Source organism: Cupriavidus sp. GW823-FHT06D04, from assembly GCF_058795055.1.
Genome location: NZ_JBXAHL010000001.1, coordinates 398,243 through 419,742 on the forward strand (window position 1 = coordinate 398,243; position 21,500 = coordinate 419,742).

General features: G+C 68.2%; 17 protein-coding genes. 10 read left to right on the forward strand and 7 right to left on the reverse strand.

The features are described from left to right. Positions 1–57: 57 nt before the first annotated feature. The 6 genes from AC1Q7H_RS01890 to apbC form a co-directional block, all read right to left on the reverse strand. Positions 58–273, reverse strand: coding sequence for a hypothetical protein (locus tag AC1Q7H_RS01890; protein WP_013957773.1), 216 nt, complete (start codon positions 271–273; stop codon positions 58–60). Between the two features lie 199 nt (positions 274–472). Next, entirely contained in the window at positions 473–1,105 is a 633-nt protein-coding gene (locus AC1Q7H_RS01895; protein ID WP_492380909.1) for a TorD/DmsD family molecular chaperone, read from the reverse strand. Positions 1,106–1,139: 34 nt separating this feature from the next. Further along, positions 1,140–3,305: a 4Fe-4S binding protein gene (locus AC1Q7H_RS01900; protein ID WP_492380910.1), complete on the reverse strand. Its 2,166-nt coding sequence runs from the start codon at positions 3,303–3,305 to the stop codon at positions 1,140–1,142. Between the two features lie 101 nt (positions 3,306–3,406). After that, positions 3,407–4,000 (reverse strand): DUF3306 domain-containing protein, encoded by a 594-nt coding sequence (locus AC1Q7H_RS01905; protein WP_492380911.1) that lies wholly within the window; start codon positions 3,998–4,000, stop codon positions 3,407–3,409. A 27-nt stretch (positions 4,001–4,027) separates the two neighbouring features. Next, positions 4,028–4,561, reverse strand: coding sequence for a DUF3305 domain-containing protein (locus tag AC1Q7H_RS01910; protein WP_035816578.1), 534 nt, complete (start codon positions 4,559–4,561; stop codon positions 4,028–4,030). A gap of 27 nt (positions 4,562–4,588) precedes the next feature. Next, on the reverse strand, positions 4,589–5,677 hold the full coding sequence (gene apbC, locus AC1Q7H_RS01915) for an iron-sulfur cluster carrier protein ApbC (protein WP_013952601.1): 1,089 nt from the start codon (positions 5,675–5,677) through the stop codon (positions 4,589–4,591). A 338-nt stretch (positions 5,678–6,015) separates the two neighbouring features. Between apbC and AC1Q7H_RS01920 the strand changes: the two genes are divergently transcribed. From AC1Q7H_RS01920 to AC1Q7H_RS01965, 10 genes are all read left to right on the forward strand, one after another. Continuing rightward, positions 6,016–6,654 carry a YiaD family glycine zipper/OmpA-like lipoprotein gene (locus tag AC1Q7H_RS01920; RefSeq protein WP_211980172.1) on the forward strand — a complete coding sequence of 213 codons (639 nt, stop codon included), beginning with the start codon at positions 6,016–6,018 and terminating at the stop codon, positions 6,652–6,654. 290 nt (positions 6,655–6,944) lie between these two features. Next, entirely contained in the window at positions 6,945–9,005 is a 2,061-nt protein-coding gene (metG, locus tag AC1Q7H_RS01925; RefSeq protein WP_492380912.1) for a methionine--tRNA ligase, read from the forward strand. Positions 9,006–9,359: 354 nt separating this feature from the next. Then, positions 9,360–12,686 carry an acetyl-CoA carboxylase family protein gene (locus AC1Q7H_RS01930; RefSeq protein ID WP_492380913.1) on the forward strand — a complete coding sequence of 1,109 codons (3,327 nt, stop codon included), beginning with the start codon at positions 9,360–9,362 and terminating at the stop codon, positions 12,684–12,686. Between the two features lie 46 nt (positions 12,687–12,732). Further along, positions 12,733–14,466: an AMP-binding protein gene (locus AC1Q7H_RS01935; protein ID WP_153953794.1), complete on the forward strand. Its 1,734-nt coding sequence runs from the start codon at positions 12,733–12,735 to the stop codon at positions 14,464–14,466. 121 nt (positions 14,467–14,587) lie between these two features. After that, positions 14,588–15,379 (forward strand): IclR family transcriptional regulator, encoded by a 792-nt coding sequence (locus AC1Q7H_RS01940; RefSeq protein ID WP_013957784.1) that lies wholly within the window; start codon positions 14,588–14,590, stop codon positions 15,377–15,379. 59 nt (positions 15,380–15,438) lie between these two features. Then, entirely contained in the window at positions 15,439–17,034 is a 1,596-nt protein-coding gene (locus AC1Q7H_RS01945) for an ABC transporter substrate-binding protein (RefSeq protein WP_492377829.1), read from the forward strand. A 69-nt stretch (positions 17,035–17,103) separates the two neighbouring features. Continuing rightward, positions 17,104–18,015 (forward strand): ABC transporter permease, encoded by a 912-nt coding sequence (locus AC1Q7H_RS01950; protein ID WP_013957786.1) that lies wholly within the window; start codon positions 17,104–17,106, stop codon positions 18,013–18,015. Further along, positions 18,008–18,901, forward strand: a complete 894-nt coding sequence (locus AC1Q7H_RS01955) for an ABC transporter permease (protein WP_013957787.1) — start codon at positions 18,008–18,010, stop codon at positions 18,899–18,901. The genes AC1Q7H_RS01950 and AC1Q7H_RS01955 overlap by 8 nt, the downstream gene beginning before the upstream one ends. Then, complete coding sequence (locus tag AC1Q7H_RS01960) at positions 18,898–19,944, forward strand: ABC transporter ATP-binding protein (RefSeq protein WP_013957788.1); 1,047 nt, start codon at positions 18,898–18,900, stop codon at positions 19,942–19,944. The genes AC1Q7H_RS01955 and AC1Q7H_RS01960 overlap by 4 nt, the downstream gene beginning before the upstream one ends. A gap of 17 nt (positions 19,945–19,961) precedes the next feature. Continuing rightward, entirely contained in the window at positions 19,962–20,927 is a 966-nt protein-coding gene (locus AC1Q7H_RS01965; protein WP_013957789.1) for an ABC transporter ATP-binding protein, read from the forward strand. Between the two features lie 15 nt (positions 20,928–20,942). Here the strand turns inward: AC1Q7H_RS01965 and bamE are convergent, their stop codons facing one another. Continuing rightward, positions 20,943–21,491: an outer membrane protein assembly factor BamE domain-containing protein gene (gene bamE / locus AC1Q7H_RS01970; RefSeq protein ID WP_492380914.1), complete on the reverse strand. Its 549-nt coding sequence runs from the start codon at positions 21,489–21,491 to the stop codon at positions 20,943–20,945. Positions 21,492–21,500 lie beyond the last annotated feature (9 nt).

A 21,500-nucleotide genomic window follows, 5' to 3' on the forward strand; every position in this document is an offset into this window, starting at 1 on the left:
GCGGACGCTGGTCGCGTCCGGTTGCAGGCGGCGCGGCAGACCACACCGCCCTGGCAGTTACACCAGCGTGGTCCGGTAGTACTTGCGGATGTGGTCAGAGACCCGGTAACCCTTGCTGTCCGACGGAGGATCGGTGGGTTCCGGCAGAGCTGCGGCCTGGCCCGGCATGGCCGGACCGCGCGCGGTCAGCGCTGCCGCACCCGTAGCGGCAGCCACAACTCCAGCGCCCGCGAGAAACGTGCGGCGCGCGACCCTGGTTTGCTTCTCTGTCATGTGGGGGCTCCTCGGCTGTCCAAGCCCGATGGTTTTAGCCGTTATGCGTTCTTATGCATATTCTAGAATCAACTAGCAGGAAAGACCATGATATGCACGGGTTTTTCCTTACTTTCCAACCCATTTTCGAGTAAGCGGCTGCCTTGGGCCCGCGGCGCTAAAGAAGCCTCGAAGCGCGCCGATATTCAATGCCGCCCGCTCAATGCATCTCGAGCGCCACAGCCTCCACGCCGGTAAACGCGCCCAGCAAGCCGGCCACGCCGCGATAGAAACGCGCCTGCGGGTGCGTCGTCACTGCATCGCACAATCGCTCCACCCAGGGCTGCAGGTGCTGCGCATAGAAACGCTGCTGCTCGCCCAGGTTGGACACCGACAGGTCGTCGCCCGCCACCAGGAAGCGCATCACCTCGCACAGCGTGGCGATATGGTCCTCGGTCTCGCTGACATCTTCATGGCGCTCCAGGCCGTAGCGGGCCAGGTCTTCGCGCAGCGCCACCAGCGGGCGCTCGTTCAGGAAGCCGGTCATGTAGAAGGAGCCGTACAGGAATACATCCTGGCGGCCCACGCCCACGAACAGCTGCCGGTACTCCTCCTCGGCCTCGGCCGCGGTGGTCTCAGATGCTGCATCGCACAACGCGTTCCATGCCTTGCCCAGCACGGTGTTCGCGTCCTCGCCCACGGCGCGGTTGGCGGCGATGTGGTGCAGCAGCGCGGCATCGGGCGCGTGGTAGAACAGCGTGGCGAGCAGGCCATAGAGGTCGGCGCGGGCGGTGTCCTCGGCATCGTCGGCCGGCGGCGTGGCGGTGAGCTGGATCGGCTGGAAATCTGTCATATCGTGATGATTTGTCCTGGGTGGCCGGCCGCCGTCAGCGCAGCGTGGCGCCGGTGGCGGTTCCCGTGTCGCGCTCTATCATGTCGATGACGCGGCAGTCAGGGCACATCTTCAGGCGCTCGGCCGCGGCGCCAGCAAAGGCCGGATGGCCGGCCAGGCGCACCAGCATCGACTCCACCATCTGCGCCGTGCCGAACGGCTTGGCGCAGCGGACGCAATGGAACGGCTGGGTCTCGTTGAGGGTCACCGGGCGGCGCGCCGCGTCGCCGGCCAGCAGGCGCGGCACCAGGCTGATGGCGTCTTCCGGGCAAGTCTTCTCGCACAGCCCGCACTGCACGCAGTTGCGCTCGATAAAGCTGAGCACCGGGCGCTCGGGGTTGTCGCGCAGCGCCTGCGACGGGCACGCGCCGACGCAGGCCATGCACATGGTGCACTTGCCCGTATCCACCGCGATCGCGCCGATCGGCGCGCCGGCCGGCAGCGGCACGCTTTGCGCGGACACTGGCGCGTGCCGCGCTAGGTGGTCCAGCACAAAGTCCAGCATCTCGCGCTTGGCCGCGACGGGGCCGAACGGCGCCGGCGGCAATGCGTTGCGGCCAGGGCGCAGCGCCGCCAGGCCGGCATCCAGCGCCAGGGTATCGGCGGCCTCGACCAGCGACAGCACCTCGCCGTCATAACCCAGGCCCGCCAGCATGGCGCGCCCGACCGCGATCTGCTCCAGCAGCGCGGTGCGGTACTGCGGTGCCTCGTCGCCGGTCAGCAGCACCGCTACGCGGCTGGCGCCCCAGCACAGCGCGGCGAGCCATAGCTCCAGCCCCGCCGAGGCCGGGTGGAACAGCGACAACGGCATCACATTGGCGGGCACGCCCTTGGCCTTGCCGCCACGAGCGGAACGGCCCAGTGCCAGCAGCGCGGGCGTGCCATATTCCTCGCCGTGCAGCAGCACCACCGGATCGCGCGCGCCGGCCTGGCGGTACGCTGACAGCAGCGTCCTCAGGCGCGCGCCCGTCACCTCCGGCCCCGGGTAGCCATAGCTGATGGCCCCGCTCGGGCACACGGTAGTGCAGGCACCGCAGCCCATGCACAGGTTGGGCGTGACCTCGATGCGTCCCTTGCCGTCATGCCAGCGCGAGCCGATGGCCTCGGTCGAGCAGATGTCGATGCAGGCGGTGCAGCCGGTGGTCTGGTTGCGGCCATGCGCGCACAGGTTTTCCTTGTAGCGGAAGAATTTCGGCTTCTCGAACTCGCCCACCAGCCCCGCCAGCATCAGCGCCTGGGCCTGCTGGTGCGAGGCATCGGCGCCGGCGTGCAGGTAGCCCTGCGGCGGCTGGTGCATGGTGAAGGCGGGCGTGTCGCACAGGTCGAAGACCAGGTCGAAGCGCCCCTGCACAGTGCCCTGCGGGCGGTCGAAGTCGATCGCCGCGGCGGCGCCGCAGGCGCGCACGCAAGCACGGTGCGAGCGGCAGCGCGACAGGTCGATCTGGTAGCTGAAGTCGATCGCGTCTTCGGGACAGGCGTCGATGCAGGCGTTGCAGCGGGTGCACAGGTCCAGGTCGATCGGGTTGCTGCGGCCTGCGCCAGTCTCCCAGCTGGCCTCGAATGCGCCGAGCCAGCCCGTCAGCGAGGCCAGCCGGCCGCTGTGGACCGGATAAGCGCGCGCCGCCGGCTGCGCCGCGGCGCCTTCACGCCTGTCGCTGCCGGTCAGCAGCACCGTGACCTCCAACTGCATCGCGGCCAGCCGCTCAGCCCACGGCAGCGCCCGCTGGGCCGGGCCCAGCACCAGCACCGCGCCGTCGGAACGGTAATCCACCACCGGCACCGGGTCGGGCTCCGGCAGCGCTGCCACGGCCAGCAGCGCGGCGATCTTGGCATTGGCGGTCTTCGGGTCGCGCCGGGCGCCCTGTGACCAGCCGCCGGTCTCGCGGATATTGACGAAGCGCACCGGCGCGGTCACCACCGGGCGGCCATCGCTGCCCTGCGCGGCTTGCGCTGCAACTTCAGTAAATAGCTGGCGTTCCTGCGTGCAGGCGACGATGACGTCGTCGGTGCCGTCGAGCGCGGCGGTGAAGTCGCCGATCTCGCGCCGGCACAGCAGGTGATGGACCTTCAAGGGGCCCTGGTTGGCGTCCTTGGTTGCTTCGGACAATGCCGCCCCGTCAAGCGGCATGGTGTCGTTGCAGTTGCAGATCAGCGTCGGCATGGCGAATGCGGCTGACCGGTCCGGACGTCCTTCTTCGCGAGGGGTCTGCGGGCCGGCGGATTGTGGGGATGCCTATTGTAGGCTGCGCTGCACCTGCGGGGCTACGCGCATTTATGCGGGTCTTGCGGGCCCTGTTCTGCGCTTTGACTTACCGTTTGCTGCGGCGTTTCGACTGGTGCGGGTATGTCCGTAGTGTCGGCGCTCTCGCCGGGTTCGGCGAACTCGGCGGGCGTCGCCGGCGGTACATCCACAGGCCCCGCAGCAGCGGCCGCGGCCTGTGCCGCCGCGCGTTCCTCGTCGGTCGGCTCGAACAGGCCCAGCGTCTCGGCCTGGCGCAGCTGGCGCAGGATCTCCGGCGGGATCGGGTCGGGCTTGCTGTAGTCGTCGATATAGATGTCGAGCCCGTCCATCACATTGAAGTGCGGATCGGCGAACAGTGTCTTCAGCGCCGCGCGCTTGACCGATTCATCCACGCCGCGGGCCACGAACCGGGCGATCTCGTCGCCGGGGCGCAGCGCCGCCACGTCCTCCAGCGTCGGGGCCGGTACCTGCGGACCTTCGGGCGCGGCTCCGGTGGCCACGGGGACGGCGTCGCCAACAACTGCCGGCGGTGCCGGTTCGGCCGGCACGGGCATGCCCTCCCGCACCGCGGCCTTGCGGCGCGACCAGCGCGACAGGAAGGACGAATCGCTCATCGGCAGGGCAAGCTCAGGTCGTCAGGATCAGTAGCGGGCGCGGTCTTCCGGCGCCTTGAAGGATTCGGGCCGGCGCCGCTGCTTGGGCTCGGGCCGGTAGTGCTCGTCGACATAGGCCTGCAGCCACTCGCGCTGCTCGGGCGCCAGCGGCACGTTCTCGACGGTCTCGCCGGCATCGAGCCAGCGGCCGGCCTCGTTGTACGACAGCGTCACGGTCATCGGCACCGGATGGGCTTCTTCGCCATCGCCGTCATCCTCCGGCATGCGCCACAGCACGAACCAGCACGGCGTGGTCGAGGTCAGGTTCAGGTAATAGCCTTCGCCCTGGTCGCGGAACAGCGTCACCTCAAAGCCCGGGTACAGCCAGTGCGCGCCGTGGGCGTCATGCTCCAGGCACACGGGGTGCGTGCCGAACTCGCCAAGATCCGGCAGCACCGCGTCCAGCTCCCACTTCCACGGCTGCCAGCGGTTGGCCAGCGCGACCTTGCGCATCACCACCGCCATGGTGACGGCGGGGCGGGCTCCGGGTGCCGGCAGGTCTGGGGTAGGCTGGCTGTCCATAGTTGCTGCGCGCGGCGCGCCGCGCCCTCAGGTGTTTTGCACCACGATACTCGGGAACTTGCTGGTCATGTCGCGCGCCTTGTCGGCGACCTTAATCGCCACCTTGCGCGCGATGGCGCGGTACATCTCGGCCACCGGGCTGTCGGGCTCGGCCACCACGGTCGGACGGCCGGAGTCGGCCTGCTCGCGGATCTGCAGGTTCAGCGGCAGGCTGCCGAGCAGGTCCACGCCGTAGTCGGCGCACATCTTCTCGCCGCCGCCGTGTCCGAAGATATGCTCGACGTGGCCGCAGTTCGGGCAGCAGTAGACCGCCATGTTCTCGACGATGCCCAGGATGGGAATGCCCACCTTCTCGAACATCTTCAGGCCCTTCTTGGCGTCCAGCAGCGCGATGTCCTGCGGCGTGGTGACGATCACCGCGCCGGTGACCGGCACCTTCTGCGACAGCGTCAGCTGGACGTCGCCGGTGCCCGGCGGCATGTCGACGATCAGGTAGTCCAGGTCGTGCCAGTTGGTCTGGCGCAGCAACTGCTCCAGCGCCGAGGTCACCATCGGGCCGCGCCATACCATGGGGTTGTCCTGCTCGATCAGGAAGCCGATCGAGTTGGCCTGCAGGCCGTGGCCTTCCAGCGGCTCCATGGTCTGGCCGTCGGCGGATTCCGGGCGGCCGTCGATGCCCAGCATCATCGGCAGGCTCGGGCCGTAGATGTCTGCGTCGAGCATGCCGACGCGCGCGCCTTCTGCCGCCAGCGCCAGCGCCAGGTTCACGGCCGTGGTGGACTTGCCCACACCGCCCTTGCCCGACGCCACCGCGATCACATTCTTCACGCCCGGCAGCAGCTTGACCCCGCGCTGCACCGCGTGCGCGACGATCTTCATGGTGACGGCCACGCTGACATTGCTCACGCCCGGCACTTGCCGCACTGCAGCAACCACCAGCTTGCGGATCGGATCAAACTGGCTCTTCGCGGGGTAGCCGAGTTCGACTTCCAGCGAGACATCGCCGCCGTCGACACGGATATTCCTGGCCGATCGGGTGGACACCAGGTCCTTGCCCGTATTGGGGTCGATGACGGTGCGCAGGGCTTCGGTGACCTGCTCAGTGCTGACGCTCAAGACATACTCCGCTTCGATGATTGGGGGACTGGCGCATGGTGGCCTGCGCCTAATGTATCAAAGTATGCAGCACCGGCCATGAAGGCCGGAAATCCACGCGCAATACCCTGCATGGGGTGTGGGATTACAGACATTTACAAATCTCACAAGCTTGCACTTGTGCGCGCGCCGCCATATCCATATTGTAGTGCGGTTGGACGGTCCGGTACGTCGGCACCGCAGCCGGTGCCAGGACCGGCCGGGCCCGACGCGTACAAAAGGTTACCTGCCGCTAGCCTTGGCGTTACCATCGCGATGCGGTACCAAGAACATTTACGGGAACATCAGAAGGAGAAAGCATGAAGATCAAGCTCGTTACCGTCTCGCTCGCCGCTGCCACGCTGCTGGCCGCTGGTTGCGCCACTGAACAGCAGACCCATACGGCAGTCGGCACCGGCGTGGGCGCCGCGGTCGGCGCCGGGCTTGGCAACCTGATCGGCGGCAATACCACCGGCACGCTGGTGGGCGCGGCGGTGGGCGGTGCCATCGGCGGCGCAACCGGCTACAACTGGAACGCCATCCGCGGCAAGCTGAGCAAGGACACCGCGGGCACGGGCACCCAGATCACCGAGCAGCCGGATGGCACGCTGAAGGTCAACATCCCCAGCCAGGTGACTTTCGATACCGACAGCGCCACGATCAAGCCGTCGTTCCGCTCGGTGCTCGACCAGGTCGCGCAGACCCTGGGCCAGCACCAGGACGTGAGCGCCAACGTGGTGGGCCATACCGACAGCACCGGCAACCCCAACTACAACATGCAGCTGTCGCAGCGCCGCGCCCAGAGCGTGGCCGGTTACCTGGGTGATCGCGGCGTCGCACGCAATCGCCTGACCGCCGAAGGGCGCGGGCAATCCCAGCCGGTTGCGGACAACGGCAGTGAGGCCGGACGGGCACAAAATCGCCGCGTCGAAATTTTTTTGAAACCAATTCAAGGATGACCTAGTCATAGAAACAGGTGCCGCTTGCCACCGTTGCTGGCTCGCGATGGGTGGCTGACCTCCCGGGCGGTACCTGATTTCTCCTCCTTTTCCGTTGTGGAAAGCTGCGCCGGCTCTGACCGGCGCTTTTTTTTTGGCCGAAGGGATCCGTGGGTTTCGCCATTCCGCCATGCGGAACCGGCGCGCAGGCGCTGGCCAGTTGCTAAAATAGCCCCTTCCCGGCACGCGCCCTTCCCTCCTGGCTGGCGCCGTCCCCCTGATATTTCCCCGCTCCTGACCGGCTCCTGTTTATGACCGCACGTCGCATCCTCGTCACATCCGCCCTGCCTTATGCCAACGGCCAGATCCATATCGGCCACCTGGTGGAATACATCCAGACCGATATCTGGGTGCGTTTCCAGCGCATGATGGGCAACGAGGTCTACTACGTCGGCGCCGACGACACCCACGGCACGCCGGTCATGCTGCGCGCCGAGAAGGAAGGCATCACACCCAAGGCACTGATCGACCGCGTCTGGACCGAGCACAAGCGCGACTTCGACAGCTTCCTGGTGTCGTTTGACAACTACTACAGCACCGACGCGGAAGAAAACCGCGAACTGTGCGAGAAGATCTACCTGGCCCTGAAGGCCGAGGACCTGATCGCCGAGCGCGAGGTCGAGCAGTTCTTCGACCCGGTCAAGAACATGTTCCTGCCGGACCGCTTCATCAAGGGCGAGTGCCCGAAGTGCGGCGCCAAGGACCAGTACGGCGACTCCTGCGAGGTCTGCGGCACCACCTACGTGCCGACCGACCTGAAGAACCCGTATTCGGTGGTGTCCGGCGCCACGCCGGTGCGCAAGTCGTCGGCCCATTACTTCTTCAAGCTGTCCGATCCGCGCTGCGAGACCTTCCTGCGCGAATGGGTGGCCGACCTGGCCCAGCCCGAAGCCGCCAACAAGATGCAGGAATGGCTGGGCGCCGAAGGCGAGGCCTCGACCCTGTCCGACTGGGACATCTCGCGCGATGCGCCCTACTTCGGCTTCGAGATCCCCGGCGCGCCCGGCAAGTACTTCTACGTGTGGCTGGACGCCCCGATTGGCTACTACGCCAGCTTCCAGAACCTGGCCGCGAAGCAAGGCATCGACTTCGACGCCTGGGTCGGCCCGCATTCCACCGCCGAGCAGTACCACTTCATCGGCAAGGACATCCTGTACTTCCACACGCTGTTCTGGCCGGCGATGCTGCGCTTCTCGGGCTACCGCACCCCGACCAATGTGTTTGCCCACGGCTTCCTGACCGTGGACGGCGCCAAGATGAGCAAGTCGCGCGGCACCTTCATCACCGCGCAGAGCTATGTCGACACCGGCATGAACCCGGAATGGCTGCGCTACTACTTCGCCGCCAAGCTCAACGCGAGCATGGAAGACCTCGACCTGAACCTCGATGACTTCATTGCGCGCGTGAACAGCGACCTGATCGGCAAGTACGTCAATATCGCCAGTCGCGCCGCGGGCTTCCTGGTCAAGCGCTTCGAAGGCAAAGTCGATGAAGCCGCGCTGGCCCACCCGCTGCTCGAGCAGCTGCGCCAGGCCGCCCCGCAGGTCGCCCACCTCTATGAAGCCCGCGAGTACAGCAAGGCGTTGCGCCTGGTGATGGAGCTGACCGACACGGTCAACGCCTTCGTCGACACCGAGAAGCCGTGGGAACTGGCCAAGGACGAAAACAAGCGCGCGGCGCTGCATGCGGCGTGCTCGGTCTCGCTGGAAGCCTTCCGCCTGCTGACGGTGTACCTGAAGCCGGTGGTGCCGAACGTGGCTGCCGGCGTGGAACGCTTCCTGAACGTCGAGCCGCTGGACTGGCGTGCCATCGACAAGCAGCTGTCGGCTGCCAGCCCGGTGCAGGCCTACCAGCACCTGATGACGCGCGTCGATGCCAAGCAGGTCGATGCGCTGCTGGCTGCCAACCGCGAATCGCTGCAGACAACCGCGGCGCCGGCCGCCGCAGGCGCGGCAATCGAGCCGATCGCCGACACCATCACCATCGACGACTTCGCCAAGGTGGACCTGCGCGTCGCCAAGATTGTCGAATGCCAGAAGGTGGAAGGTTCGAACAAGCTGCTGCAGCTGACGCTGGACCTGGGCGAAGGCCGCACCCGCAACGTGTTCTCCGGCATCCAGTCGGCCTACACGCCGGAGCAGCTGGTCGGCAAGCTGACCGTGGTGGTGGCCAACCTGGCCCCGCGTAAGATGAAGTTCGGCGTGTCCGAAGGCATGGTGCTGGCGGCATCGGCCGCGGATGAGAAGGCCGCGCCGGGCCTGTATATCCTGGAACCGCACGAGGGCGCGGTGCCGGGCATGCGCATCGGCTGAAGCAGAGCACGCATCGCCGTTCCCCTCTCCCGCTCGCGGGAGAGGGCGGCAAATCCGCGGCAACACCGTGTTCCGCGCGTCCCATCGGTAGCGACCCAAGGCCAGCCAGGCCTTTGGATCAACCCGCCACAGCGCCCGAGATTCTGCAATGCAGAACAGAACGGGCAGCACTTCCCCTCCCCCTCGCTCGCGCGCTATGCACGCGCGGCATGTCATACATGGTTCCGGCGCATCGCGCTTGTGACCCCTGGACGAGCCGCGTAGATTCCACCTCGCAGAATCACAAACCAAAAAACAGAAGCCAGCCACGCAACGCTGCTTGCGCGATGCCGCTTCGCATGGAAGGGGACATTTGTGAAGAAGCTCCTGATCGCCAATCGTGGCGAGATCGCGTTGCGCGTGCAGCGCGCCGCACGAGACCTTGGCATCGCCACCGTGGCCGTCTATGCCACCGACGACGATGCCAGCCGGCACCGCCTGCTGGCCGACGAAGCTGTCGCGCTGCAGGGCCAGGGGGCCGCCGCCTATCTCGACATTCCCGCCATCATCGCCGCAGCGCGCGCCACCGGCTGCGACGCCATCCACCCTGGCTATGGCTTTCTCAGCGAGCGCGCGGACTTTGCTAGCGCTTGCGCAGCCGCGCAGATCGTCTTTGTCGGCCCCGAGCCCGAGCAGCTGGCCCTGTTCGGCGACAAGGGCCGCGCGCTGGCGCTGGCCGCACGCTGCGGCATACCGGTGATGCCCGCCACTGCGGGCGGCGCCACGCTCGATGCAGTGACCGCCTTCTTCGACGAGCAGGACGGCGCCGGCGTGGTGCTCAAGGCGGTGGGCGGCGGCGGCGGGCGCGGCATGCGCGTGGTGCGCGAGCGCGACGCCCTGCCCGAAGCCTATGCGCGCTGCCGCTCCGAAGCGCGCTCGGCCTTCGGCATCGATGCCATCTACGCCGAGCGGCTGGTGGCCCGCGCGCGCCATATCGAAGTGCAGATCGCCGGCGACGGCCACCACGTGATCGCACTGGGCGAGCGTGACTGCACGCTGCAACGCCGTTTCCAGAAAGTGGTCGAGATCGCGCCCAGCCCGGCGCTCGATCCGGCGCTGCGCCAGCGCATTGTCGATGCCGCCTGCACGCTCGCGCGCGAAGCGCGCTACCACAGCCTGGGCACGTTTGAATTCCTGGTCGAAGAGCCCGAGGACGGCGCGCGCCGCGATGGCGCGGCCTTGCCCTTTGTCTTTATCGAAGCCAATCCGCGCCTGCAGGTCGAGCACACCGTCACCGAGCAGGTCACCGGCGTGGACTTGGTGGCCGTGCAGCTGGGGCTGGCCGAAGGCCGGCGCCTGGCAGAGCTGGGGCTGGACCCGCAACACCCGCCGCGCGTGCGCGGCTATGCCATCCAGGTGCGTGTGAATGCCGAGGCCACCGACGCGCAAGGGCTGGCACGGCCGGCACAGGGGCGGCTGGAGCGTTTCGATCCGCCCACCGGTCCGGACGTGCGCGTGGACACCCACGGCTATACCGGCTATGCACCGTCCGCGCACTACGACACGCTGCTGGCCAAGCTGATCGTCACCTCAGCCAGCGACAACTTCGCTGACGCAGTGCGGCGCCTGCAGCGCGCGCTGGGGGAATTCAATATCGGCGGCATCGCCACCAACCTCAACCTGCTGCGGGCGCTGGCCGAGCGCGAGGACTTTGCCAGCCAGCACGTGCATACGCGCTATATGGAAGCCGCGCTGCCCGCCCTGCTGGAACGCGCCGCGCAGATTGCTGCGCAAGACGCGGCGCGACAGGCCCTGGCAGGAGGCAGCGCCCCCAAGGTGGCGGCACCTTCCAGCACGGCAAGCTTCGAGGAGCAACTGGGCGAGGGCCTGTGCGCGGTGCGCGCGCCAATGAACGGACGCGTGATCGAACTGGCGCGCGAGAACGACCTGGTCAAGGCCGGCCAGACCGTGGCCGTGCTCGATGCGATGAAGATGGAACATGCCATCGTGGCCGAGCACGCGGGCCGCGTGATCGACCTGCGCACCGCCTCAGGTGAGCAGGTGGCCGAGGGCCAGGTCATGCTGGTGCTGGAGCCGGCCGACGCCGGCGCCCATGCCGATGGCGAAGCCGAGCACGCCGACCCGGCGGCGATCCGCGCCGACCTGCAGCGCGTGCTCGACCGCCATGCCTTCCTGTACGACGCGGCCCGCCCCGAGGCGGTGGCACGCCGCCATGCGCGCGGCCAGCGCACCGCGCGCGAGAACGTCGACGACCTGTGTGATGCCGGCAGCTTCCGCGAATACGGCGGCCTGGCGCTGGCGGCACAGGCCAGCCGGCGCAGCGAGGCCGACCTGATCGCCAACACCCCTGCCGACGGCCTGATCACCGGCACCGGCGCCGTCAACGGCAGCCTGTTCGCACCGGAGTGCGCGCGCTGCGCGGTGCTGGCCTACGACGCCACAGTGCTGGCCGGCACCCAAGGCAAGCGCAACCATATCAAGACCGACCGCATCCTGGAGGTGGCCCTGCGGAACCGGCTGCCGACGGTGATCTTTGCCGAAGGCGGCGGCGGCCGCCCGGGCGACATCGACTTCCCCACCGTGGCCGGCCTGTACCAGCCGTCGTTCGCCGCCTTCGCCGAGTTGAGCGGCGAAGTGCCGGTGGTGGGCATCGCCTCCGGGCGCTGCTTTGCCGGCAATGCCGCGCTGCTGGGCTGTTGCGACCTGATCATCGCCACGCGCAACGCCAATATCGGCATGGCCGGCCCCGCCATGATCGAAGGCGGCGGCCTGGGCGTGTTCCGCCCCGAGGATATCGGCCCGGCCACGGTGCAGTACCACAACGGCGTGGTTGACCTGCTGGTCGACGATGAGGCCGACGCCGTGGCCGCGGCCAGGCATTACCTGTCGATGTTCCAGGGCCGCGTCGACGACTGGCAGGCGCCTGACGCGCTGGCGCTGCGCCAGGTGGTGCCAGAGAACCGCCTGCGCGTCTACGACACGCGCGCCGCCATCGCCGGCCTGGCCGACGCGGGCAGCGTGCTGGAACTGCGCGCAGGTTTTGGCACCGGCATCCACACCGCACTGGCGCGCATCGAAGGCCGGTCCGTGGGCATTCTCGCCAACAACCCGCGCCACCTCGGCGGCGCCATCGATGCCGATGCCGCCGACAAGGCCGCCCGCTTCATGCAGGTGTGCAATGCGCACGGGCTGCCGATCGTGTCGCTGATCGACACCCCGGGCTTCATGGTGGGCCCGGAGGTCGAGGCCCGCGCCCAGGTGCGCCATGTGTCGCGCATGTTCGTCGCCGGCGCCAAGCTGCGCGTGCCGTTCCTGGCGGTAGTGCTTCGCAAGGGCTACGGCCTGGGCGCAATGGCGATGGCCGCGGGCGGCTTCCGCGCGCCGACCTTCACGGTCTCGTGGCCGACCGGCGAATTCGGCGGCATGGGCCTCGAGGGCGCGGTGCGGCTGGGTTTCCGCAAGGAGCTGGAAGCGCTGCCGGCCGGTCCGCAGCGCGATGCGCTGTACCAGCAGCTGGTGGCGCAGATGTACGAGCGCGGCCATGCCATCAACGCCGCGGCGGCACTGGAACTCGACGCCGTGATCGACCCCGCCGCCACCCGCCAGTGGGTGGTCAGCGGGCTCGAGGCCGGCGCCGCCAATCCCCATCGTCCGGTACGCACCTTCGTCGACGCCTGGTAGGCACGGCGGCAGACAGAACCAGAGCGAAAGCAACAGGAGACAGCAGATGAACGAACAGGCGTTCTTCGAGGACCTGGAAGCCCGGCATCGCAAGATCTGGCCCGCCGGCCTGCCCGACGCACCGGTCTACCCCCATGGCGAGGCCCCGCTGGGCGACTATCTGCGCGCGTGGGCGCGCAAGCGCCCGGACCACCCCGCGCTGGTCTGGTACGGCACCACCGTGACCTACGCCGAGCTCGACGACCTGTCCGAGCGCTGCGCCGCGCTGCTCAAGGGCCGCGGCGTGGGCGCGGGCGACCGGGTGGCGGTGATGATGGGCAACTGCCCGCAGTTCCACGTGGTCTTCTACGGCATCCTGAAGCTGGGCGCGGTGTATGTGCCGGTCAACCCGCTCTTCAAGGAACAGGAGCTGGTCTATGAGCTGAACGATGCCGGCGCCACCACCGTCATCGTGCAGGACCAGCTGGCGCCGCTGCTGATGTCAGTGCGCGCGCAGACGCTGCTGCATACTGTCTACACCACCAGTGCCGGCGCGATGCTGCCGGCACAGCCGGACCTGCCGCTGCCAGCGGGCCTCGACGCGCCCCCGCTGGCCGTGGAAGGCGCCATCGACCTGCTGCAGGCGCTGCGCGACACCGAGCCGGTCGCACAACCCCCGGCCGACATGGACACGCTGGCCGCACTGAACTACACCGGCGGCACCACCGGCCTGCCCAAGGGCTGCATGCACACGCAGCGCGACATGGTCTACACCGCGGCGGCTTCCTACGCGCTCACCGGCGGTGTCGATGCGGAACGGCTGGCAGAAGGCTCCGGCGACGTGATGCTGAACTTCCTGCCGATGTTCTGGATCGCGGGCGAGAACCTCGGGCTGATCTACCCGATCTTCAGCGGCGCGACGGTGGTGCTGCTGGCGCGCTGGGACCCGGTCGCGGTGATGGCCGCGATCGAGCGCTATCGTGTCAACCGCACCTTCGTGGTGGTGGACAACGCGGTCGAGCTGATGAACCACCCCGAATGCGGCCGCTACGACCTGCGTTCGCTGCAGCACACGCGCGCCGCCTCGTTCATCCGCAAGATCACCCCCGACATCCGCCAGCGCTGGCACGCGCTGACCGGCAGCATCATTGCCGAAGGCGCCTGGGGCATGACCGAGACCCATACCAGCGACACCTTCACCACCGGCATGCAGGACGACGATATGGACCTGCGCGGCCGCCCGGTGTTTGTCGGCCTGCCGGTGCCGGGCACGCGCATCAAGATCTGCGACTTCGACACCGGCGCGGTGCTGCCGGTCGGCGAGGAAGGCGAGATCGTGGTCAGCACGCCGTCGCTGTTCAAGGGCTACTGGGGCCGCCCCGACGTGGATGCTGAGGTGTTCCGCGACGGCTGGTTCCGCACCGGCGATATCGGCGCCTATGACGAGGCGGGCTACCTGCATTTCCTGGGACGACGCAAGGAGATGCTCAAGGTGCGCGGCATGAGCGTGTTCCCGTCCGAGCTGGAGGTGCTGCTGTCACGCCATCCGGCGGTGCTGGGCTCGGCCGTGGTGGGCCGCCCCGACCCGGACAAGGGCCAGGTCCCGGTGGCCTTTATCCGCCTGCGCCCCGAGCATGCCGACGGCATCACTGCCGACACGCTGCATGCATGGTGCCGCGAGCAGATGGCGGTCTACAAGGTGCCCGAGATCCGCATCCTGCCCGAGTTCCCGCTGACCGCCACCGGCAAGGTGCGCAAGGTCGAGCTGCAGGCCTTGCTGGATACCGAGGCCGGCGGCTGAACGGGACCGCTGTCGGGTAGTACCGCCGTACCGGACGAGGACGCCGCGCGCGCGTCCCGCACGCCTGCGCGTCGAACAAGCGCGGCTGGCATGCAACGGCACAACGAGGGAGCCAACGGTTATGCAGGACCGATCCACCGGCAATGCCTTCAAAGAAGACCGCCACTTCGTCACCGCGCTGGCGCGCGGGCTGGAAGTGCTGGCCTGCTTCCGCACCAGCGACCGCGTGCTGGGCAACCAGGAAATCGCCCGGCGCTGCGGGCTGCCCAAGTCGACGGTATCGCGCCTGACCTCCACCCTGACGCGGCTGGGCTACCTGGCGCAGGCCGAAGGCAGCCACAAGTACAGCCTGGGCACGGCCTGCCTGCGGCTGGGCAGCGCCATGCTGTCGCGGCTGGACATCCGCAAGGTGGCGCGACCGCTGATGCAGGAGCTGGCCGACTTTTCCGGCGGCACGGTGTCGCTGGGCACGCGCGACCGCTTCTCGATGATCTATGTCGAGCACTGCCGCAGCTGCGCAGCGATTGCGCTGACGCTCGATACCGGCTCGCGCATTCCCGTCGCCACCTCGGCCATCGGCCGCGCCTGGCTGGCGGTGGTGCCGGACCAGGAGCGCCAGGCCTTCATGGAACAGGTGCGCGACGTCGACGACATGGCGTGGCCGCGCCTGCGCCAGGGCATCGAGCAGGGCCTGGCGGACCACCTCACCCTGGGCGTGACCTGCTCGATGGGCGACTGGCAGCCGGACGTCAACGGCATTGCGCGCGGCTTCGAGCCCGGCCATGGCATGCCGCCCATGGCCATCAACGTGGGCGGACCGTCGTTCCGCCTGTCCCCGTCATTCCTGCTCGACGAGGTGCGCCCGCGCCTGCTGGAGGTGGTACGCCAGCTGGAAGGCAGCTTCCCGCGCTGAGCGCATCCGTTGTTCTCACCAACAGCGCCGCCACGAGACGGCGCAACAGGAGGAGCACCATGCAAGTGAAGTTGACCGGCGCCGCCCGGCGCCGCCTGCTGGCCGGCATGCTGGCCGCCGCCATCCCCGCGGCTCACGCCGCACCGGCCGCACCGGCCACCGGCAGCCTCACCGTCGCCTTCGGCGCGGAATCGACCACGCTCGACCCGGTCAAGATCTCGGCCGGCGTCGACCACTACTTTGTCGGCCAGATCTTCGAGATGCTGGTGCGCCGCAATGCCGCGCTCAAGGACGAGAACTGGCTGGCGGAGAACTGGAAGCTGGAAAACGGCAAGGACGGCAAGCCCGTGCTCGACGTGCAGCTGCGCAAGGGCGTGCGCTTCCACAACGGCGACCCGCTGACGTCCGAGGACCTCGAGTTCTCCTGGCAACGCCAGCGCGACCCCAAGAGCAGCTTCTTCTCGCACTATGTCTCGTCAATCGAGCGTTTCGAGATCGTGGACGCGCACCGCTTCAAGCTGCATTTCAAGGAGCCGGATGCGCAGTTCATCGTCGGCAACATGCAGCTGTGGGCCATGCCCAAGAAGTACATCCAGAAGGTCGGCGAAGAAGAGTTCGCCCGCAAGCCGGTCGGCACCGGGCCGTGGAAGTTTGTCTCGCGCACGGTCAAGGACGAGCTGAAGCTGGAAGCCTTCGACGGCTACTGGAACAAGGAAAAGCGCCCGGGCATCAAGGACCTGACCATCAAGGTGATCCCGGAGGACCTGACCCGGGTGGCGGCCTTCAAGACCGGCAAGGTCGATTTCATCGACAACGTGCCGCCGTCGATGGTCGAGGAATTCAAGAAGATGCCGGGGGTGAAGACCGTCACGCTGGTGAGCGGCAACAACCTCTTCCTCAATTTCAACACGCAGATGCCGAAGTCGCCGTTCAACGATGTGCGCGTGCGGCAGGCGGCCGCGCACGCCATCGATGTCGACGCCATCATCAAGCGCGTGCTGTTCGGCCAGGGCGAGCGCTATGCGCAGGTGGGCAAGGAGTCGAATGGCTACGACCCCGAGCTCAAGCCCTACGCCTTCGACCAGAAGCGTGCGCGCGAGCTGCTCAGGCAGGCGGGCTATCCCAATGGCTTCGAGACCCCCTGCTACAACCTCACCACGCCGCGCGAACCGGGCGTGAAGGAAGTGGGCGAAGCCATGTATGCCTACCTGAGTTCCGTGGGCATCCGCTGCCAGGTGCGCAACCTAGAGTACGGGGCCTGGATCAGCCTGGGCAAGCGCGGCCGCTCGGGCCCGCCGGAGATGGACGGCGTGCTGAGCTGGATGTGGTCGCAGGGGCTGCCCGGCGACCCGGGACTGGCCTGGTCCGGCCATTTGCACAGCTACCAGGGCGGCGGCGGCTGGGGCACCTATTCCTACACCAGCGACCCCGAGGTCGACGCGCTGCTGGAGAAGCAGCGCCAGACCATGGACCCCGCGGCGCGCACCGCGCTGCTGCGCCAGATCGCGCGGCTCAAGCAGGAGCGCGTGCTGGGCGGCCTGCCGACCTACCGGCCGCTGGTGACCTTTGCCTGGCGCGACAACAAGATCAACTACGTGCCCTGGCCCATCCGCGACTACTGGCGCTCATTCCAGGAAGTCAGCTGGAAGCAGTGATCCGCCGCCGCGCCCGGCGCCCGAGCCGGGCGCGGCATTCCCGCTGACAATTCTCCGACGGAGCCTGTCATGCCTATTGCAAAACGCCTGCTGCACGGCCTGATCAGCATCCTTGGCGCGAGCGTGATCATCTTCCTGATCTCGCGCCTGTCCGGCGACCCGCTTGCCCTGTTGTTGCCGGCCGACGCGCCGCCGCAGGTGATCGAGGCAACGCGCCGCCATCTCGGCCTGGACCAGCCCCTGGTGGCGCAGTACCTGGTCTTCCTCGGCCATGCCGTCACCGGCGACTTCGGCAACTCCTACCGCTGGCAGGAACCGGCACTGGGGCTGATCCTGGAGCGGCTGCCGGCCACGGTGGAACTGGCGCTGGCCGCGCTGGGCTTCTCGATTGCGATGGCGGTGCCGTTCGGCGTGCTATCGGCGGTCTACCGCGGCTCCTGGTTCGACCGCTTTGCCAAGGTCTTCGCCATGCTTGGACAGGCCATGCCCAACTTCTGGGTCGGGCTGCTGCTGATCCTGTTCTTCGCGGTGCAGCTGAACTGGCTGCCGGCGTTCGGGCGCGATTCGTGGAACAGCCTGGTGCTGCCCGCGATTGCGCTGGGCTGGTATCCGGTGGCGGCGCAGACCCGCGTGGTGCGCTCGGCCATGCTGGATGTGCTCGACAGCGACTACATCCGCATGGGCCGCGCCATGGGCCTGCCCGAGCGCGTGCTGATCTGGAAGTACGCGCTGCGCAACGCGGCCATTCCGCTGGTGACCATCCTCGGCGTGTACTTCGCGGCGATGCTGGGCGGCGCCTTCGTGGTCGAAGTCATCTTCGCCTGGCCAGGCGTCGGCCGCACCGTGGTCGAGGCCGTGTTCGCGCGCGACTTTCCCGTGGTGCAGGCGGGCGTGATGCTCACCTCCGTGCTGTTCGTGCTGTCCAACCTGATGGTCGACCTGAGCTACGGCCTGATCGACCCGAGGATCCGCCATGCCTGAGATCGCCGTTCCTCCTGCCAGCGCCCCGGCGGCGCCGGCCCGCAAGCGCCAGCGGCGTGACCTGAGTGGCCTGCCCTGGTTTGCGCTGGTAATCTTCCCGGTGCTGCTGGTCTGCGCCGTCGGCGGCGAGGCGCTGCTGCCGCACGACCCCAATGGCCTCGACCTCGGCCTGGCCTTCCAGCCACCGGCCTGGCTGGCGGGCGGCAGCTGGGCCTATCCGCTGGGCACCGACAACATGGGGCGCGACCTGCTCTCGCGCATCATGGCCGGCACGCGCATCTCGCTGGTGGTCGCGCTGTACGCCATCCTGATCTCGGGCGGCATCGGCACCGCCGCCGGCATGCTGGCCGGCTACTTCGGCGGGCGCCTGGACGCGCTCATCATGCGGCTGGTCGATATCCAGATGTCGATCCCCGCGCTGGCGCTGGCGCTGGTGCTGGCCGCGGTGCTGGGCCCGGGCTTCAACACCGTGGTGCTGGTGATCGTGGTGACCTACTGGACCTGGTACGCGCGCATCGTGCGCGGCGAGGTGATGTCGCTCAAGCAGCGCGACTACGTGGCGCTGGCGCGCGTGGCCGGCTGCGGCACGCTCACCATCTTCCGCCGCCACCTGCTGCCCAACCTGCTCAACACCCTGCTGGTGCTGGCCACGCTGCAGGTTGGCCAGGTGATCATCTTCGAGGCCTCGCTAAGCTTTCTCGGCCTGGGCATCCAGCAACCCGATGTGTCGTGGGGGCTGATGCTAGCCGATGCGCGCAACTACATCACCAACGCGTGGTGGGCCATCACCATGCCCGGACTGGCCATCATGGCCACCTGCCTGGCGTCCAACCTGCTGGGCGACTGGCTGCGCGACCACTTCGACCCGAAAAGGAGGCAGCTATGACCGGCCCCGACCCGCACGTGACGCAACGCCCGTCGCCAACGCCAGCTGCCCAGAATTCCCTACGCGGCGCGCCCATGCTGTCGGTACAGGGCCTGACCACGCACCTCGAACTGCGCCGCGGCACGGTGCGCGCCGTGGACGGCGTCGACCTGCACGTGCATGAGGGCGAGACCCTGGGCGTGGTGGGCGAATCCGGTTCCGGCAAGTCCATGACTATCCTGTCGATCCTGCGCCTGCTGCCGCGCCAGGGCGGCGTGCAACTCGGCGGCAAGGTGTTGCTCGATGGCGTGGACCTGCTGCAGCTGCCCGAAAAGACCATGAGCACGCAGTACCGCGGCCGCAAGATCGCGATGATCTCGCAGGATCCGCTGACCTCGCTGAACCCGGTCTTCACGGTGGGCGACCAGGTCGGCGCGCCGCTGCGCTACCACGGCCGCGCCGACAGCCGCGAGGCGCGACGCCGCCAGGTGGTGCAGGTGCTGGACAGCGTGCGCATCCCCTCGCCCGAGACGCGGCTGGACGACTATCCGCACCAGTTCAGCGGCGGCATGCGCCAGCGCGTGGTAGCCGGCATGGCCATTGCCAGCGCGCCGCGCCTGTTGGTGGCGGACGAGCCCACCTCGGCACTGGACGTGACCATCCAGGTGCAGATCATGGCGCTGTTCCGCAAGATCCAGGCGCAGACCGGTGTCGGCATCATCCTGATCACGCACGACCTGGGCGTGGCGGCCAGCATCTGCCACCGGGTGGCGGTGATGTACGCCGGACGCATTGTCGAGACCGGCGACGTGCGCACGCTGTACCAGCGCCCCGCCCATCCCTACACGCAGGCCCTGCTCCAGGCCATCCCCCACTTCGGCGAAAAGCGCGAGCGCCTGTACGCCATCCAGGGCAGCCCGCCCAGCCTGATCGACCCGCCGCACGGCTGCCGCTTCGCGGCGCGCTGCCCACACCGCAAGCCGCTGTGCGATGACGCCTATCCCCCCGAGATCGAACTTGAATCCGGCCACAAGGTCAGTTGCTGGCTGGCGTCGGCCGGCTAAGAACCCAGGAGGCAGCCATGCTGCTCGAAGTCGAAAACCTAAAGAAGCATTTCCCCGCGCGCGGCGGCGGCACGGTGCGCGCCGTCGACGGCGTCAGTTTTGCCGTGGATGCCGGGCAGACCTATGCGCTGGTGGGCGAGTCCGGCTGCGGCAAGACCACCATCGCCAGGCAGCTGCTGCTGCTTGAGCGCCCCAGCGCGGGCACCATCCGCTTCGACGGCCAGGACGTGCTGGCGCTGGACCGCAAGGGCGTGCTGGGCTACCGGCGCCAGGTGCAGGCGGTGTTCCAGGATCCGTCCTCGTCACTCAATCCGCGCCTGAAGGTCAGCATGCTGCTGGCCGAGCCGCTGCTTGCGCACGGCCAGGGCGGCGACCGCGCCGCGCTGCGCCGGCGGCTGCTGGAGCTGCTGGAGATCGTCGGCCTGCCGCCCGGCGCGCTTGACCTCTATCCGCACGAGTTCAGCGGCGGCCAGCGCCAGCGCATTGCCGTGGCGCGCGCGCTGGCGCTGCAGCCGCGGCTGATCGTGCTGGACGAGCCCACCTCGGCGCTGGATGTCTCGATCCGGGCGCAGATCGTCAACCTGCTGTCGGATATCCAGCGCAGCTTCGGCCTGGCCTATGTGGTGATCGCCCATGACCTGGCGCTGGTGGAACATTTCAGCTCGGCCGTGGGCGTGATGTACCTGGGCAATATGGCCGAAAGCGGGCCCAGCGCCGCGGTGTTCAGCGCCCCGCGCCACCCCTACACGCAGGCACTGCTGGGCTCGGCGCCGCGTCCCGACCCTGACCACCAGCCGGCCGAAGGGCTGATCCTGGGCGATATCGGCTCGGCGCTGAACCCGCCGGCGGGCTGCAAGTTCCATCCGCGCTGCCCGCGGGCGGTGCCGGCCTGCGCCACCGAGATCCCCCGCATGCTGCGGCTGGACCCGGCCGCCGGCTCAGCCGCGCCGGTGCACGTGGCCGCCTGCCACCTGCTCCACTGAGGGCCTGGGCACGGGTCAGCCGCCCTGCATCTTCGACGGATCGTCGCTGCGCGAGGTCGTGGTGACGGTGCCGTCGCTGTTGAAATGCACATTGAAAAAGGCCTTGTCGGTGGAGGTTTCCATCCAGCGGTAGCCCCACACCTCTTCCTTCTTCAGGGCAAATGCCTCCACCTTGGTGGGCTTGCCGAGCAGGCGGCGGATGTCGTCCTTGCTCATGCCGGCGCGCACGCGTGCGAAGTTCTCGGCTGACAGCACCTGCTCGATCTTCGCGACCTTGCCATCGGTGCCGATGGTGACCATCCAGGTGGTGGTGCCCTCGGGGCCACGCGGGTACTCCAGCCGGCGCCCGCCGTCGGCTTCCTCCCATACGATCTCCGGCTTGCCGGCCTGGCGCCGCAGGTTTTCCTCAGTGGACTGGCCGGGGACGATGCCCTTGAACAACTCGCTGTCGGGCTTGATCGCGTTCCAGGTGTTGCGGGCGGTGTCGCCCGCCTTCTTCATGGCTTCATCGACCTTCTGCTGGTCGCAGCCGAACAGCGCAAGCAAAGCGGCAAAGAGTCCCATGGCGGCAAG

Bases quoted from the DNA above. Each gene is read 5' to 3' on its own strand.
- AC1Q7H_RS01945 (WP_492377829.1), top strand. From the start codon at position 15,439: ATGCAAGTGAAGTTGACCGGCGCCGCCCGGCGCCGCCTGCTGGCCGGC.
- AC1Q7H_RS01965 (WP_013957789.1), top strand. From the start codon at position 19,962: ATGCTGCTCGAAGTCGAAAACCTAAAGAAGCATTTCCCCGCGCGCGGC.
- AC1Q7H_RS01905 (WP_492380911.1), bottom strand. From the start codon at position 4,000: ATGAGCGATTCGTCCTTCCTGTCGCGCTGGTCGCGCCGCAAGGCCGCG.
- AC1Q7H_RS01950 (WP_013957786.1), top strand. From the start codon at position 17,104: ATGCCTATTGCAAAACGCCTGCTGCACGGCCTGATCAGCATCCTTGGC.
- AC1Q7H_RS01910 (WP_035816578.1), bottom strand. From the start codon at position 4,561: ATGGACAGCCAGCCTACCCCAGACCTGCCGGCACCCGGAGCCCGCCCC.
- AC1Q7H_RS01960 (WP_013957788.1), top strand. From the start codon at position 18,898: ATGACCGGCCCCGACCCGCACGTGACGCAACGCCCGTCGCCAACGCCA.
- AC1Q7H_RS01935 (WP_153953794.1), top strand. From the start codon at position 12,733: ATGAACGAACAGGCGTTCTTCGAGGACCTGGAAGCCCGGCATCGCAAG.
- AC1Q7H_RS01900 (WP_492380910.1), bottom strand. From the start codon at position 3,305: ATGCCGACGCTGATCTGCAACTGCAACGACACCATGCCGCTTGACGGG.
- AC1Q7H_RS01940 (WP_013957784.1), top strand. From the start codon at position 14,588: ATGCAGGACCGATCCACCGGCAATGCCTTCAAAGAAGACCGCCACTTC.
- AC1Q7H_RS01895 (WP_492380909.1), bottom strand. From the start codon at position 1,105: ATGACAGATTTCCAGCCGATCCAGCTCACCGCCACGCCGCCGGCCGAC.
- metG (WP_492380912.1), top strand. From the start codon at position 6,945: ATGACCGCACGTCGCATCCTCGTCACATCCGCCCTGCCTTATGCCAAC.
- bamE (WP_492380914.1), bottom strand. From the start codon at position 21,491: ATGGGACTCTTTGCCGCTTTGCTTGCGCTGTTCGGCTGCGACCAGCAG.
- AC1Q7H_RS01955 (WP_013957787.1), top strand. From the start codon at position 18,008: ATGCCTGAGATCGCCGTTCCTCCTGCCAGCGCCCCGGCGGCGCCGGCC.
- AC1Q7H_RS01920 (WP_211980172.1), top strand. From the start codon at position 6,016: ATGAAGATCAAGCTCGTTACCGTCTCGCTCGCCGCTGCCACGCTGCTG.
- AC1Q7H_RS01890 (WP_013957773.1), bottom strand. From the start codon at position 273: ATGACAGAGAAGCAAACCAGGGTCGCGCGCCGCACGTTTCTCGCGGGC.